The sequence below is a fragment of the Celeribacter halophilus genome (assembly GCF_900114135.1).
Classification (GTDB): domain Bacteria; phylum Pseudomonadota; class Alphaproteobacteria; order Rhodobacterales; family Rhodobacteraceae; genus Celeribacter; species Celeribacter halophilus.
This window is the reverse complement of the sequence record NZ_FORY01000006.1, coordinates 216,039-230,444: the sequence shown is the minus strand read 5'-3', so window position 1 is coordinate 230,444 and position 14,406 is coordinate 216,039. Positions and strand designations below refer to the sequence as shown.

13 protein-coding genes and 1 tRNA gene are annotated in these 14,406 nt (G+C 58.3%); 4 read left to right on the top strand and 10 right to left on the bottom strand.

Going from position 1 to position 14,406, the window contains the following annotated elements; genetic code table 11:
* The 3 genes from BM152_RS08555 to BM152_RS08545 form a co-directional block, all read right to left on the bottom strand.
* The coding region (locus BM152_RS08555) for an AMP-binding protein (protein WP_425285119.1) at window positions 1-908 on the bottom strand (908 nt) is incomplete at its 3' end.
* Window positions 909-1,352: 444 nt separating this feature from the next.
* Window positions 1,353-1,428 (bottom strand) — tRNA-Ala (locus BM152_RS08550).
* Window positions 1,429-1,564: 136 nt separating this feature from the next.
* Entirely contained in the window at window positions 1,565-1,879 is a 315-nt protein-coding gene (locus BM152_RS08545; protein ID WP_066606722.1) for a TIGR02300 family protein, read from the bottom strand.
* A gap of 162 nt (window positions 1,880-2,041) precedes the next feature.
* On the opposite strand from BM152_RS08545, the gene BM152_RS08540 reads away from it, so the two are divergent.
* The 3 genes from BM152_RS08540 to BM152_RS08530 all read left to right on the top strand — a co-directional run bounded on the left by BM152_RS08540 (window position 2,042) and on the right by BM152_RS08530 (window position 4,293).
* A complete protein-coding gene (locus tag BM152_RS08540) occupies window positions 2,042-2,737 on the top strand; it encodes a M48 family metallopeptidase (protein WP_066607033.1) in 696 nt (231 codons plus the stop codon).
* A 31-nt stretch (window positions 2,738-2,768) separates the two neighbouring features.
* Window positions 2,769-3,422 carry a GntR family transcriptional regulator gene (locus BM152_RS08535; RefSeq protein WP_066606725.1) on the top strand — a complete coding sequence of 218 codons (654 nt, stop codon included), beginning with the start codon at window positions 2,769-2,771 and terminating at the stop codon, window positions 3,420-3,422.
* 394 nt (window positions 3,423-3,816) lie between these two features.
* Window positions 3,817-4,293, top strand: a complete 477-nt coding sequence (locus tag BM152_RS08530) for an acyl-CoA thioesterase (protein ID WP_066606728.1) — start codon at window positions 3,817-3,819, stop codon at window positions 4,291-4,293.
* 81 nt (window positions 4,294-4,374) lie between these two features.
* On the opposite strand, the gene lpdA is transcribed toward BM152_RS08530, so the two are convergent.
* The 7 genes from lpdA to sucC all read right to left on the bottom strand — a co-directional run bounded on the left by lpdA (window position 4,375) and on the right by sucC (window position 13,374).
* Window positions 4,375-5,769 carry a dihydrolipoyl dehydrogenase gene (gene lpdA / locus BM152_RS08525; RefSeq protein ID WP_066606730.1) on the bottom strand — a complete coding sequence of 465 codons (1,395 nt, stop codon included), beginning with the start codon at window positions 5,767-5,769 and terminating at the stop codon, window positions 4,375-4,377.
* 93 nt (window positions 5,770-5,862) lie between these two features.
* Window positions 5,863-6,264, bottom strand: coding sequence for an MAPEG family protein (locus BM152_RS08520; RefSeq protein ID WP_231730564.1), 402 nt, complete (start codon window positions 6,262-6,264; stop codon window positions 5,863-5,865).
* On the bottom strand, window positions 6,261-6,629 hold the full coding sequence (locus BM152_RS08515; RefSeq protein ID WP_066606733.1) for a hypothetical protein: 369 nt from the start codon (window positions 6,627-6,629) through the stop codon (window positions 6,261-6,263). Before BM152_RS08515 ends, BM152_RS08520 begins: the two co-directional genes overlap by 4 nt.
* Window positions 6,630-6,688: 59 nt before the next feature.
* Window positions 6,689-8,176 (bottom strand): 2-oxoglutarate dehydrogenase complex dihydrolipoyllysine-residue succinyltransferase, encoded by a 1,488-nt coding sequence (odhB, locus tag BM152_RS08510; RefSeq protein ID WP_066606735.1) that lies wholly within the window; start codon window positions 8,174-8,176, stop codon window positions 6,689-6,691.
* 4 nt (window positions 8,177-8,180) lie between these two features.
* Entirely contained in the window at window positions 8,181-11,150 is a 2,970-nt protein-coding gene (locus BM152_RS08505; protein WP_066606742.1) for a 2-oxoglutarate dehydrogenase E1 component, read from the bottom strand.
* 137 nt (window positions 11,151-11,287) lie between these two features.
* The gene (sucD, locus tag BM152_RS08500) at window positions 11,288-12,175 is read right to left on the bottom strand and encodes a succinate--CoA ligase subunit alpha (protein ID WP_066606743.1); all 888 of its coding nucleotides are present in this window, start codon (window positions 12,173-12,175) and stop codon (window positions 11,288-11,290) included.
* A gap of 5 nt (window positions 12,176-12,180) precedes the next feature.
* Window positions 12,181-13,374, bottom strand: a complete 1,194-nt coding sequence (sucC, locus tag BM152_RS08495) for an ADP-forming succinate--CoA ligase subunit beta (protein ID WP_066606745.1) — start codon at window positions 13,372-13,374, stop codon at window positions 12,181-12,183.
* 350 nt (window positions 13,375-13,724) lie between these two features.
* Between sucC and BM152_RS08490 the strand changes: the two genes are divergently transcribed.
* Window positions 13,725-14,384: an outer membrane protein gene (locus BM152_RS08490; RefSeq protein WP_066606747.1), complete on the top strand. Its 660-nt coding sequence runs from the start codon at window positions 13,725-13,727 to the stop codon at window positions 14,382-14,384.
* Window positions 14,385-14,406: the final 22 nt, after the last annotated feature.

The following is a 14,406-nucleotide window of genomic DNA, read 5'->3' as shown; positions in this document are numbered from 1 at the left end:
CAGCCGACATCGGCAGTGCACCAGAACACATCGCCATCGTGATAGTCGAAGACATATTTATGGGTCAGAGCCGCATAGGCGAGATAGCCGCCGGAACTGTGCACGACGCCTTTGGGTTTGCCTGTCGAGCCGGAGGTGTAGAGGATGAAAAGCGGATCCTCGGCGTTCATCGGACGCGGCGGGCAGTCGGGCGAGGCGTGTTCCATCAGGTATTTGACGTCCACATCGCGCCCGTCGATCCATGTGATCTGATCGCCGGTGTGTTTGACCACGAGGCAGCGGACCTTGTCGGAACAGTGCAGGAGTGCTGCGTCTGTATTGGCCTTGAGCGGCGTGCGGCGACCACCACGCGGGGCGGTGTCGGCGGTGATGACAAGCTTCGCGCCGCAGTCATTGATGCGGTTGGCAAGCGCATCGGGGGAAAACCCTGCAAAGACAATGGAGTGGATTGCACCGATCCGCGCACAGGCCAGCATGGCATAGGCGGCTTCGGGAATCATCGGCATATAGATGACCACACGATCCCCGCGCATGACGCCTTGGCTCAAGAGCACATTGGCCATGCGGTTCACCTTGTCGGACAGCTCCTTGTAGGTGATGTGGCGGGCGGGTTCGTTGGGGTCATCCGGCTCGAAAATAATCGCGGTTTGCAGCGATCTCTTGGCGAGATGGCGGTCGATACAGTTGGCGGAGACGTTCAACACGCCGTCCTCATACCACTTGATATCGACGCGACCGAAATCGAAACAGGTCTTCTTGACCTGCGTATAGGGCTCGATCCAGTCGAGAATCTTGCCCTGCTCCGCCCAGAAGGACACGGGGTCCTCAACCGAGCGGGTGTACATTTCTTTATAGGTTTCAGCGTCAATATGCGCACTGGCGACGAACGCCTCGGATGGTGCGGTCATTGTATTCGTGTCTTCAGACATGTTGCCTCCCAAGCTCAAAACATGGCTCATTCAGTGAATGAGTCTTATCCTCAAGGAAGATGTTTACAGCGTTTGAGAGAAAAATCTCCTTTATACTCGGGATTTGAGAACGCATTTGTGAAGGGGTTCACCGAGTTTTACAGAATTCTGTAAATACCGTTAACTACGGGATTTGCATAGGAATGGCGATATGAGGTCTGAGCGGACACCACCGATCTCATACTTTTCTACTCCTTCGGGCCAGAACATCAATGTGCTCTGGAATATGGCGGAGGCTTCTTAATATTTGGTGTATGTTTGGGGAAATGGTTGGCGCGACCATTGAAGCCTGATGCGGATACGATAACAAGAGCACATTCTATGAATGTTTTGAGAGCATCCTGCTGATGGGTGGGTTTCGTATCGTCTTTTTCAGGTGAGGTATGGTGGAGCCTAGCGGGATCGAACCGCTGACCTCCTGCATGCCATGCAGGCGCTCTCCCAGCTGAGCTAAGGCCCCATACGACCGGTTTCGCGCCGGTCAGGCGTCTGTGCGGATGAGCGATTTCCGTCCGCCCGCGCTAACTATTTTGTCTTGCTTGGTGTTGCAAGAGAAAAAATGACAGGCGGATGAATTTTTCCACCTGTCATAATCATTATTCGTCGTCGTCTGCTGCGACGTCCGCGATTTCTTCGAGGGAAACGTTGTCGTCATCCTCGTCGTCGTCGAGAAGATCGTCATCGATATCGATGTCTGCATCGTCTTCAACGAGCAGATCGTCTTCGGTGTCGAGCTCTTCGGCAGGTTTGGCTTCGGTCTTTTCGGCGATGGCAACACGGGATTTGTTGTTCACGTCAAAGGTTACGGTCTCGCCGGTATAGGGAGACACGATCGGATCGCGGTTCAAATCATAGAACCGTTTGCCGGTGGTGGGGCAGACACGTTTTACGCCCCATTCCTCTTTGGGCATGATGAATCCCTTTCGTTGTAACTGATCCATATGTGGAGACCTGCGCGCCATGCCATATTGCAAAGAGGCTGTCAAAGGCTTTTGCCCTAAAAAACGGTAAAGATCGTGGTCTCCGGCATTCGGGCAGGCTATGACATGGGGATCGGGCAAAGAGGCATGGGCATGGCTGACTTTATTTTGGAAGGCGATCCGCCGGTCGGAGTCACGTTGCGGCGCTCTGCGCGGGCCAAGCGGTTGTCCCTGCGCGTGTCGCGTCTGGACGGGCGGGTGACATTGTCCATGCCTGCGCGTCTGCCGGAGCGGGAGGCCGTGGCTTTTGTGCGTGAAAAAGAGGCATGGATACGCAAACATCTCGGCAGTCGTGCGCCGCGCCAGATGCCCGGATTCGGGGTGCGTTTGCCGTTTCTGGGCCATGAGGTTGAAATCCAACCGGGGCAGGGGCGACGCGCTGTTCTCAAAGACGGGCGTCTTGTGGTGCCGGGGGATGAGACGGTTGTGGTGGCCAAGGTGAAAGCCTTTCTGAAACTCGAAGCGCAGATGCGCCTGCGTGCGGCGTCAGATCGCTACGCCGCGCAACTGGGGACAGATTATGGCCGGATCACCTTGCGCGATCCGCGTTCGCGCTGGGGATCGTGCACCTCTACGGGAAACCTCATGTATTCCTGGCGGCTTGTCATGGCTCCTGAGGCGGTGCTGGATTATGTGGCGGCCCATGAGGTGGCGCATCGGCTTGAGATGAACCACTCGGCCCGCTTCTGGGCTCATGTGGAACGCCTGTGTCCCGACTACGCGATACATCGACGCTGGTTGCGTGAGGAAGGTGAGCGCTTGCACGCATGGCGGTTCGACGCGGATTGACTTTTCGCCCATTGTGATCACAAGTGCGCCTATGATTACGCCGACGACCAGACTCTCCGATAATCCGACCGCAGCACATGACCGTATCTATCGGGCTTTGCGCTCGCGAATCATGCATGGGGAGTTTGCCCCCGGACAGGCGCTGACGCTGCGCGGTATCGGCAAGATGTTCGACGTCTCGATGACGCCTTCGCGCGAGGCGGTGCGGCGGCTGGTGGCTGATGGCGGGCTCAACCTCTCGGCATCCGGACGGGTCAGCACGCCGGAACTGTCGAACGAGCGTCTGGAAGAACTGGCCTCCATCCGTGCGTTGATCGAGCCAGAACTGGCCTCGCGCGCGCTTCCTCGGGCGCATATGGCACTGATCGAACGGCTTCAGACGATCAATGGCACCATCGCGGAGATGGTCGCCAAGCATGATGATGTCGGTTATATCCGCGCCAATCTGGACTTTCATCGAACCCTCTATCTGCGTGCACAGGCGCCTGCCATGTTGGCCTTGACCGAAACCGTCTGGCTGCAACTCGGACCGACGATGCGAGCACTCTATGCGAAGCTCAATCGCACGGAAGTGCCGCATAACCACCGCCTGATCGTGGCGGCGTTGCGTGCAGGGGACGAGCCGGGGTTGCGCCTTGCGGTGCGCTCGGATGTGACCAAAGGTTTGCGTATGCTTGCTATGTGACCTCGCGATTTGTGTGGCGTAGCTCTGTGACCCGATGACCTGAAATGCAGCTGGAAACGCGCCGTGATGTGGCCCGTAAACAATGCGCTTTTTAGCTGTCCTCAGATAATTTCAGAAAAATCTTAAAAAAGTGAAAATGGCGCGACGGAATGTCTGTCTTGCGGCGTTAGTGCTTGTGACTGTGAGCGCGAACGTGCCGATCACGCCTGTGTTATTGGCGGGATTTGTATGCGCCACGTTATGAGAAAAGAGAGATTCCGGCCCTTCTCACCCCCCCCGATGATGGGTCGGACGAGAGGGGACCGCCATTTTCGGCGGTCCCTTCTCACTTGTGATCGACTTGACCTTTTCTGTGCCACAGCGTTTTCTGCGGGTGCAGCAAAAGGAGACAGCCATGACACGCTATCTGGAAATGACGGAAATGATGACGCCGGATCTGGCGAATTTTTCCGGCAAGGTGCATGGCGGCGCATTGCTGCGGCTTCTGGATCTTGTCGCTTTCTCCTGTGCCTCGCGGTATTCTGGACAATATGCGGTGACGCTGTCTGTCGATCAGGTGATGTTCAAAGAGCCGATCCATGTGGGCGAGTTGGTGCATTGTAGGGCGACCGTGAATTATGTCGGTCGCAGTTCGATGGAGATCGGGATTCGGGTTGAGGCGGAGAACATTCGCACGCAAACCGTGCGGCATACGAATTCCTGCTATTTCACTATGGTGGCGGTGGATGAGAACGGGAAAACCGTTGAGGTGCCACGGTTTACGCCGGAGAGCGACGTGGATAAGCAACGCTGGCATGCGGCGGAGCTGCGCAAGGCATTGCGGCGTGAGCATGCGCAGCGGCTGGAAGAGGCGGCGTCTGGCACAGGCTGAAGCCCGATAAGTTCGGCGCGGTACAGGTCATAAAAAAGGCGCTCAAAGGAGCGCCTTTTCTGTTCGTTGAAACCCCGCGCCTTACGCGTGGATCGGACCGTCGCCACAGGCCAGAGCGGCCTCGCGCACGGCTTCCGAATAGGTCGGGTGCGCGTGGCAGGTCAGTGCGATGTCCTGAGCGGAGCCGCCATATTCCATTGCCACACAGATTTCGTGGATCATGTCGCCCGCTGCCGGACCGATGATCGCAGCGCCCAGAAGGCGGTCGGTTTCTGCGTCTGCAATGAGCTTCACGAAGCCATCGCCTTGGAACACGGCTTTGGCGCGGGCGTTGCCCATGAAGGAGAACTTGCCGACTTTGACCTTGCGGCCTTCTGCTTTCAGCTGCGCTTCGGTCTTGCCGACGGTGGCAACCTCCGGCGAAGTGTAGATCACGCCGGGGATCACGTCGTAATTCACATGGCCATGTTTGCCTGCAAGAACCTCAGCGACGGCCATGCCTTCGTCTTCGGCCTTGTGGGCGAGCATCGGGCCGACGATGGCGTCACCGATGGCGTAGATGCCGGGCACGTTGGTGGCCCAATGGGCGTCGGTTTTGACCTGCCCGCGGTCGGTGAATTCGACGCCAATCTCGGCGAGGCCCAGACCGTCGGTGAAAGGCTTGCGGCCCGTGGCAACCAGAACCACGTCGGCGTCAAGCACATGCTCGCTGTCGTCTTTCTTGAGCTTGTAGTTGACTTTGGCCTTGGTTTTGGACGCATCCACACCCTGAACAGCGGCGCCGAGAACGAATTTAAGGCCTTGTTTTTCAAGCAGCTTTTTGAAGGTGCGCTGAACGTCGGCATCCATGCCGGGGGTGATGAAATCCATGTATTCCACCACGGTCACTTCCGCGCCGAGACGGGCGTAGACGGAACCAAGCTCCAGACCGATCACACCGGCACCGATGACGGCGAGTTTCTTCGGAACTTTCGGCAGTTCCAGCGCGCCGGTGCTGTCCACAACCACGCCGCCTTCGTTGTTCACTTCAACGCCGGGCAGGGAGGTCGGCACAGAGCCGGAAGCGACGACGATATTCTTGGCCTCATGGACCTCGTCACCGACCTTGACCTTGCCCGCAGCCGGAATGGTCGCCCAGCCTTTGAGCCAGTCTACCTTGTTCTTTTTAAACAGGAATTCGATGCCGCCGGTGTTCTGGCCGACAACGTCATCCTTATAGGCTTTCATCTGGTTCCAGTCGACGGAAGGCGACTTGCCCTTGAGGCCCATGGCCGCGAAATTATGCTCGGCTTCGTGCAGATGATGGGTCGCGTTCAGCAGCGCCTTGGAGGGGATACAGCCCACGTTGAGGCAGGTGCCGCCCAGCGTCTCGCGGCCTTCAACCACGGCGGTCTTGAGGCCCAGTTGGGCGCAGCGAATGGCGGATACATAGCCGCCCGGACCCGCGCCGATGATGATTACGTCATAAGATGCCATGGTCTTCTCCTTGGTCTTTGAATTGGTCGTTTTCCAGTGTCGGACTTATGTCGGACAAGCGTCGGACAACCGTCGGGCATTTTTGATAGGCGCTCACAGAAGCGCCGCGATGAACAATATGGCACAACAGAGCATGGCCGTGACCCAGATCAGGGACCGCCACGGTTGCCAGCCAAAGGCATAAGCGGGCACATAGAGCATCCGCGCGATGAGATAGACAGAGGCCGCCGCCACGGTGACGGTGCTCGACTGACCCGAAAGGTGGATCAGGAGCACACCCGCCGCGAAGAACGGAAACATCTGGATATGATTGTCATAGGCCCGCAGCATCCGCGCGGTGCCCACACGCATCTCGCGTGACGGCGCACGGTCGCGTGGGCTTGTCGTGTAACCCTGCCCGAGATCTACATTCGCCATGTAGGACGCCACCGCGAATTGCGCGATGTGCAAGAGGCCTACGAGGGCGAGGAGGGTGAGGAGCGGGGTCATGATCATACATATTTCCCGAGCGACGAATTGAACTTTCGGCTCGTGGTGTAATCACATTTTTCGTTGTCACACTCGCAGATGTGTTTCTCAACACCGTCATGCATAGTCGGGATAACTTCAGTAATTTGTAATCTGCCTGTTCTGCACTTTGGGCAAGTTGTTCCATCACGGATTTCGGATATTTGGACCTCTAGCTCCGCGACCAGTGCTTTAGCGTCCGCAAGTGCAATTTTCGTATCGGCAAGTGCATCCGTTAATTCTGCGAGCTTCAGTTTGAAACTCGATTCATCAACGGAGCGATCGATGTCTCTTAGTTCTTTGGCTATTCCGATTGCTTGGGTAGCTGCCGAAAGGCCCGTGAGAATATCCATCGCAAAACCTCTACGGAAAAACGAGGCCACCTCAAAATCAATGAGGTGGCCCGAATGACTTACAGATCCATCAGCAGACGGCGCGGGTCTTCGAGCGCTTCTTTGACGCGCACGAGGAAGGTCACGGCGCCTTTGCCGTCCACGATCCGGTGGTCATAGGAGAGCGCCAGATACATCATCGGACGGATCACAACCTGACCGTTGATGGCCATCGGGCGGTCCTGAATCTTGTGCATCCCGAGGATACCGGATTGCGGGGGGTTCAGGATCGGGGAGGACATCAGCGAGCCGTAGACACCACCGTTGGAGATAGTGAAGGTGCCGCCTTGCATCTCTGCCATAGAGAGCTTGCCGTCACGGGCGCGTTTGCCTTTTTCGGCGATGGCTTTTTCGATCTCGGCAAAGGACATGCTGTCGGCATCGCGGATCACAGGAACCACGAGACCCTGCGGCGTGCCAGCGGCAACACCCATGTTCACGTAGTTCTTGTAGATGATGTCGGTGCCGTCGATTTCGGCGTTCACTTCCGGCACTTCCTTGAGCGCGTGGCAGCAGGCCTTGGTGAAGAAGGACATGAAGCCGAGGCGCACGCCGTGTTTCTTCTCGAAAAGGTCTTTATACTCTTTGCGCAGAGCCATCACTTCGGTCATGTCCACCTCGTTATAAGTGGTGAGCATGGCGGCGGTGTTTTGCGACTCTTTGAGGCGACGCGCGATGGTTTGACGGAGTTTCGTCATTTTCACGCGCTCTTCGCGGGCGGCGTCTGCGACCGGACGCGGAGCAGCAGGGGCTGCGGCGGGGGCCGGAGTTGCCGCCGGTTTGTTGAGCGCGTTGAGCACATCTTCTTTCATGATGCGACCGTCTTTGCCGGTGCCTGTGACGGAGGCGGCATCAACGCCTTTTTCGGCCATCAGCTTATTGGCGGACGGTGCGTTTTCGACGTCTTTGCCAGCGGAAGCCGCAGGGGCGGCAGCCGGAGCGGCAGCAGCAGGATCGGAGGCAGCGCCCGCGCCGGAGGACATTTCAGCCAGTTTGCCACCTGCGGCAACCGTGTCGCCCTCATTGGCGATGATCGCGGTCAGGGTGCCAGCGGCAGGGGCGGGCACTTCGACGGAGACCTTGTCGGTTTCCAGTTCGCAGAGCATTTCGTCGGCTTCGAAGCTGTCACCCACGGCTTTGAACCATGTGGCAACGGTGGCTTCGGTCACGGATTCGCCGAGGGTCGGCACCATGATGTCGACGGTTTCGGATGCGCCGGAGGCCGCAGCCGCAGGAGCGGCGGCAGCTTTCGGGGCGGGGGCGGCACCTTCGCCAGCGTTCAGCGTGGCCAGCAGCGCGTCAACGCCGACAGTTGTGCCTTCGGCGGCGACGATTTCGCCCAGTGTGCCTGCGGCGGGGGAGGGCACTTCGACAGTGACCTTGTCGGTTTCCAGCTCGCAGAGCATTTCGTCAACAGCCACAGCATCGCCCGGTTTCTTGAACCAGGTGGCGACGGTGGCCTCGGTGACGGATTCACCTAGGGTCGGGACGCGGACTTCAACGGACATGTGATTACCCTTCGATATTGAGCGCATCGTTCACGAGCGCCGTTTGTTGTGCTTTGTGCTGAGATGCCAGACCCGTTGCGGGCGAGGCGGAGGCGGCACGTCCGGCATAGACCGGGCGCGTGTGCTTGGCACCGATACGTGTCAGCACCCATTCGATATTCGGCTCGACAAAGGTCCAGCCGCCCTGGTTCTTGGGCTCTTCCTGACACCAGACGATCTCGGCGTTTTTGAAGCGTTCAAGCTCCTTGACCATCGAGAGCGCGGGGAAGGGGTAGAACTGTTCGAGACGCAGGATGTAGGTGTCGTCCTTGCCGGCGGTGTCGCGGGCCTCAAGCAGGTCGTAGTAGACCTTGCCGGAGCAGATCACGACGCGTTTAATGTCCTTGTCCGCTTTGAGTTTGATCTGGGATTTGTCGGTGCCGTAGGTGGCATCGGCATCGTCCCAGAGGATGCGGTGGAAGGAGGAGCCATCGGTGAAATCGGCGGCGACGGAGGTGGCGAGTTTGTGACGCAGAAGCGATTTCGGCGTCATCAGGACCAGCGGCTTGCGGTAGGAGCGGTGCAGCTGGCGACGCAAGATGTGGAAGTAGTTCGCCGGTGTCGTGCAGTTTGCGACGATCCAGTTGTCCTGACCACACATTTGCAAGAAGCGTTCGAGGCGTGCGGAGGAGTGTTCCGGACCCTGACCTTCAAAGCCGTGGGGCAGGAGCATCACCAGACCGGACATCCGCAGCCATTTCGATTCACCCGAAGAGATGAACTGGTCGAACATGATCTGCGCGCCGTTGGCGAAGTCGCCGAACTGGGCTTCCCAGAGGGTCAGCGCGTTGGGTTCGGCCAGCGAGTAGCCGTATTCAAAGCCCAGCACCGCATATTCGGAGAGCATCGAGTCGATGACCTCGTAATGGGCCTGCCCTTCGCGGATGTGGTTGAGCGGGTAGTAGCGATCTTCGGATTTCTGGTCGATCAGGGCGGAGTGGCGCTGCGAGAAGGTGCCGCGCGTGGAGTCCTGACCGGCGAGGCGGACCGGATAGCCTTCGGTCAGAAGCGAGCCGAAAGCCAGTGCTTCGCCGGTGGCCCAGTCAAAGCCCTTACCCTCTTCGAACATCTTGGCCTTGGCCTGAAGCTGACGCGCCACGGTTTTGTGCAGATTGACGTCGTCCGGTGCGCTCGTGAGAGCGCGCCCGACCTGCGCCATGGTGTCTTCGGAGATGAAGGTCTGCCCGCGCTGGTATTCGTCGCCTTCGCGGTTGATGTGCGACCACCGCCCGTCGAGCCAGTCGGCCTTGTTCGGCTTGTAGGTCTTACCCGCTTCGAACTCGTCGTTGAGATGGGCCTGGAAGGCCGCTTTCATATCCTCGATCTCGCCCTCGGGGATGAGACCGTCCTTGACGAGACGTTCGGTGTAAAGCTGGAGCGTGGTCTTGTGCCGCTTGATGTTGGTATACATCTGCGGGTTGGTGAACATCGGCTCGTCGCCTTCGTTGTGACCGAAGCGGCGGTAGCAGAAGATGTCGATCACCACGTCCTTGTGGAACTTCTGACGGAATTCTGTGGCCACTTTGGCCGCGTGGACCACGGCTTCCGGATCGTCGCCGTTGACGTGGAAGATCGGGGCCTCGACCATCAGTGCGATGTCGGTCGGGTAGGGCGAGGAGCGCGAGAAGTGCGGCGCTGTGGTGAAGCCGATCTGGTTGTTCACAACGATATGGATCGTGCCGCCTGTGCGGTGACCGCGCAGGCCGGACAGACCGAAACATTCGGCCACGACGCCCTGACCGGCAAAGGCGGCATCCCCGTGCAGCAGCACCGGAATGACCGAAGTGCGCTCGGGATCGTTGTTCTGGTCGGTCTTGGCGCGGGCCTTGCCGAGCACAACGGGGTTCACCGCCTCAAGGTGCGAGGGGTTCGCTGTGAGCGAGAGGTGGACCTTGTTGCCATCAAACTCGCGGTCGGAGGACGCGCCGAGGTGATATTTCACATCGCCGGAGCCGTCCACATCGTCGGGTTTGAAGGACCCCCCCTGAAATTCGTTGAAAATCGCGCGGTAGGGTTTGCTCATCACGTTCGCCAGAACGGAAAGGCGACCACGGTGCGGCATGCCGATGACGATCTCTTTCGCGCCGAGGTTGCCGCCGCGTTTGATGATCTGTTCCATCGCCGGAATGAGGCTTTCGCCGCCATCAAGCCCGAAGCGTTTCGTGCCCATGTATTTCACATGCAGGAATTTCTCGAAACCTTCGGCCTCGACCAGCTTGTTCAAAATGGCGCGGCGGCCATTCTTGGTGAACTGGATTTCCTTGCCGAAACCTTCGATCCGCTCTTTGAGCCAGCCGGCCTGTTCCGGATCGGAGATGTGCATGTATTGCAGCGCGAATGTGCCGCAATAGGTGCGTTTCACGATGTCGAGGATCTGGCGCATGGAGGCGTGTTGCAGCCCTAGCACGTTGTCGATGAAGATCGGACGATCCATGTCGGCTTCGGTAAAGCCGTAGGTGCGCGGATCAAGCTCCGGATGGGGCTCTTCGTCACGCATCTTGAGCGGGTCGAGATCGGCGATGAGGTGGCCGCGAATACGATAGGCGCGGATGATCATGATGGCGCGGATGCTGTCGAGCACGGCGCGTTTGACCTGATCTTCGGAGATGGCCACGCCTTTTTCGGCGGCTTTTTCCTTGATCTTCTGACCGGCTTTTTCGGCAGCAGCCGGTTCGGCCCACTGACCGTCGAGCGCATGGGTCAGTTCGTCATCAGGGACCGGCGGCCAGTCCGAACGACCCCAAGAGGGCCCCGCCGCTTCTGCGGTGACATCATTCGCCGCATCTCCAAGGGATTTGAAGAACTCGGCCCAAGAGGCGTCTACGGAAGACGGGTCTTGGGTATATTTCGCGTAAACTTGTTCGAGATATTCCGCGTTATGCCCCTGCATGAAGGAGGAGGCATGGAAGATGTCATTGGGGCTATGGTCGTTCATCGGTGTGACCTTAATTAGGGGGCGTATCCGTTTCGAGGGCAGGCACGCATCGCCTTTTGTGGGTGCGCCTGCGCCCTTCTTTAACAAAGGGCGCAGGCGAATTTTGTCAACTGCACCTGAACAGGTGCGTGCAGGCCTTAGCCTTTGGCAATGGCTTCCTGCACAGCTTCGCCAAGCGTTGCGGGGCTGTCTGCAACCACGATACCGGCAGATTTCATGGCTTCGATCTTGCTTTCCGCATCACCTTTGCCACCGGCGACGATGGCGCCAGCGTGGCCCATGCGGCGGCCCGGAGGCGCTGTGCGACCGGCGATGAAACCGGCGGTGGGTTTCCAGCGGCCTTTTTTCTTCTGCTCGGCGAGGAACTCGGCGGCTTCTTCTTCGGCGGAGCCACCGATTTCACCGATCATGATGATGGAGGTGGTTTCCGGATCGTCGAGGAACATGTCGAGCACGTCGATATGCTCCGTGCCTTTGATCGGGTCGCCGCCGATGCCCACAGCGGTGGACTGGCCAAGGCCCAGATCGGAAGTCTGTTTCACAGCTTCATAGGTCAGTGTGCCGGAGCGGGAGACAACACCCACGGAGCCACGCTTGTGGATGTGGCCCGGCATGATGCCGATTTTGCACGCATCCGGCGTGATGACACCGGGGCAGTTCGGGCCGATGAGGCGCGAAGAGCTGTCTGCGAGGGCGCGTTTCACCTTCATCATGTCGAGCACCGGAATGCCCTCGGTGATGCAGATGATCAGCTCCATTTCGGCGTCGATCGCTTCGAGGATCGAGTCGGCTGCGAAGGGCGGGGGCACATAGATCACGGAAGCATTGGCTTCGGTGACGTGTTTCGCCTCATGCACGGAGTTGAACACGGGCAGGTCGAGGTGGGTTTGACCGCCTTTGCCCGGAGTAACACCGCCGACCATTTTGGTGCCGTAAGCGATGGCCTGTTCGGAGTGGAAGGTGCCTTGCGAGCCAGTGAGACCCTGACAGATGACCTTGGTGTTTTCGTCTACGAGAATTGCCATGTCTGTTAGCCCTTCACTGCTTTAACGATTTTCTGGGCGCCGTCTTTGAGATCGTCGGCTGCGATAACATCGAGGCCGGAGTTGTTGATGATCTCTTTGCCGAGCTCCACGTTGGTGCCTTCGAGGCGGACAACGAGCGGAACCTTGAGGCCCATTTCTTTCACGGCTGCGATCACGCCTTCGGCGATGATGTCACAACGCATGATGCCGCCGAAGATGTTCACGAGGATGCCTTTGACGTTGTCGTCAGAGGTGATGATCTTGAACGCTTCGGTGACTTTTTCTTTGGTCGCGCCGCCGCCTACGTCGAGGAAGTTGGCCGGTTCTGCGCCGTAGAGTTTGATGATGTCCATGGTGGCCATCGCAAGACCGGCACCGTTCACCATGCACCCGATTTCACCGTCAAGCGCGATGTAGTTCAGGTCGTGTTGGGAAGCAGCCAGTTCTTTCGGGTCTTCTTCGGTCTCGTCGCGCAGCTCGACAATGTCGGGGTGGCGATAGAGCGCGTTGCCGTCAAAGCCGACTTTCGCGTCGAGCACTTTGATGTTGCCATCGGGCATGACGATCAGCGGGTTGATTTCCAGCTGTTCCATGTCTTTTTCGATGAAGGCCTGATAAAGCTGGCCCATCAGTTTGACGCATTGTTTGACCTGTGCGCCTTCAAGGCCGAGGGCGAAAGCAACGCGGCGGCCGTGGAAGGCCTGATAGCCGGTGGCCGGATCGACAGAGAAGGACAGGATTTTCTCGGGCGTTGCCGCAGCAACTTCTTCGATGTCCATGCCGCCCTCGGTGGAGCAGACGAAAGACACGCGCGAGGTCTGGCGGTCGACGAGCAGGGCGAGGTAGAGTTCGCGGTCAATGTCGGAACCGTCTTCGATGTAGATGCGGTTGACCTGTTTGCCTGCCGGACCGGTCTGGTGCGTGACGAGGGTCTTGCCCAACATCTTCTTCGCTTCTTCTGCGGCTTCTTCCACAGATTTCGCGAGGCGCACGCCGCCTTTTTCGCCAGCATCGGCTTCGACGAATTTACCCTTGCCGCGTCCGCCTGCGTGGATCTGGGCTTTGACAACCCAAAGCGGGCCGTCGAGCTCGCCGGCCGCAGATTTCGCGTCGGCAGCGCTCAGGACAGCGCGACCGTCAGAAACCGGAGCGCCGTATTCCTTGAGAAGGGCTTTCGCCTGATACTCGTGGATGTTCATTAGAGATATCCTCTCCCTGGTTCGATTGCCCCGTATATGGCATTTGCCGGAGGGCATAAGAAATGGTTTTTTCCGTGATTGGCGGTAAAACGCGCGTGTTTTCAGTTTTTGTGATCACAGGAAACTTTCGTGTGATCACAAATTCCATTTTCTATCCGATTTCCGAATCACCTCGCGGAATTTTGCATCATTTGGCGTTTTTAGTAGCGGCGACAGTTTTACAATCTGTGTATCCGTTCGCCCAGCGCGACGCTTTTACGCGGCAGTGCACAGATCGATTTCCTTGTCCGAAAGGGGCAAGGGGCGTAGTTATATAGCAAGACTCACTCACAGACAGTTCGGGGATCATCATGTATAAATCGGAGAAAAAAGCCGCTCTGGCGCTCGTGGCCGTTCTGGCGACACCCCTTGCGGCGCAAGCGGCAGACTTCAGCCTGTCCGTTTACGGCGGCTACCAAACGGCCCCGCACAGCAGCGTGTCCGGCAACGACGGCGTCGACACTTTCGACTTCACCACAGGGTGGGAAGGCAAGAGCTTTGACATGCCGCCCTATTACGGTGTGCGCGGCACCTACTGGGTGAGCGAGACCTTCGGCTGGATCGCGGATTTCACGCACAGCAAGGTCTATGCCGACGAAGACGACATGGCCGATAACGGATTTTCGACGCTGGAATTTACCGACGGGCTGAACAACCTGACGGTTGGTCCGATCTGGCGCTGGCCGGGGGCTTGGGACAAGTTCACGCCTTATGCGAGCGTCTCGGCAGGGATCATCATTCCGCATGTCGAAGTGACCACCGACAACACCGACACGTTGGAATACCAGATCGCAGGGCCGACCATCGCGCTGGTCCTCGGGGCGAGCTACGAGTTGAACGACCGCTGGGATTTGTTCACCGAATATAAGGGCAGCTATAGCCAGCTTGACGTTGATCTGGACGGCGGCGGCAACCTTGAAAGTGACATCATCACCAACGCTTTGAACTTCGGTGTGACCTATAAGTTCTGATCTCTGATCGGCAAGTGAACGA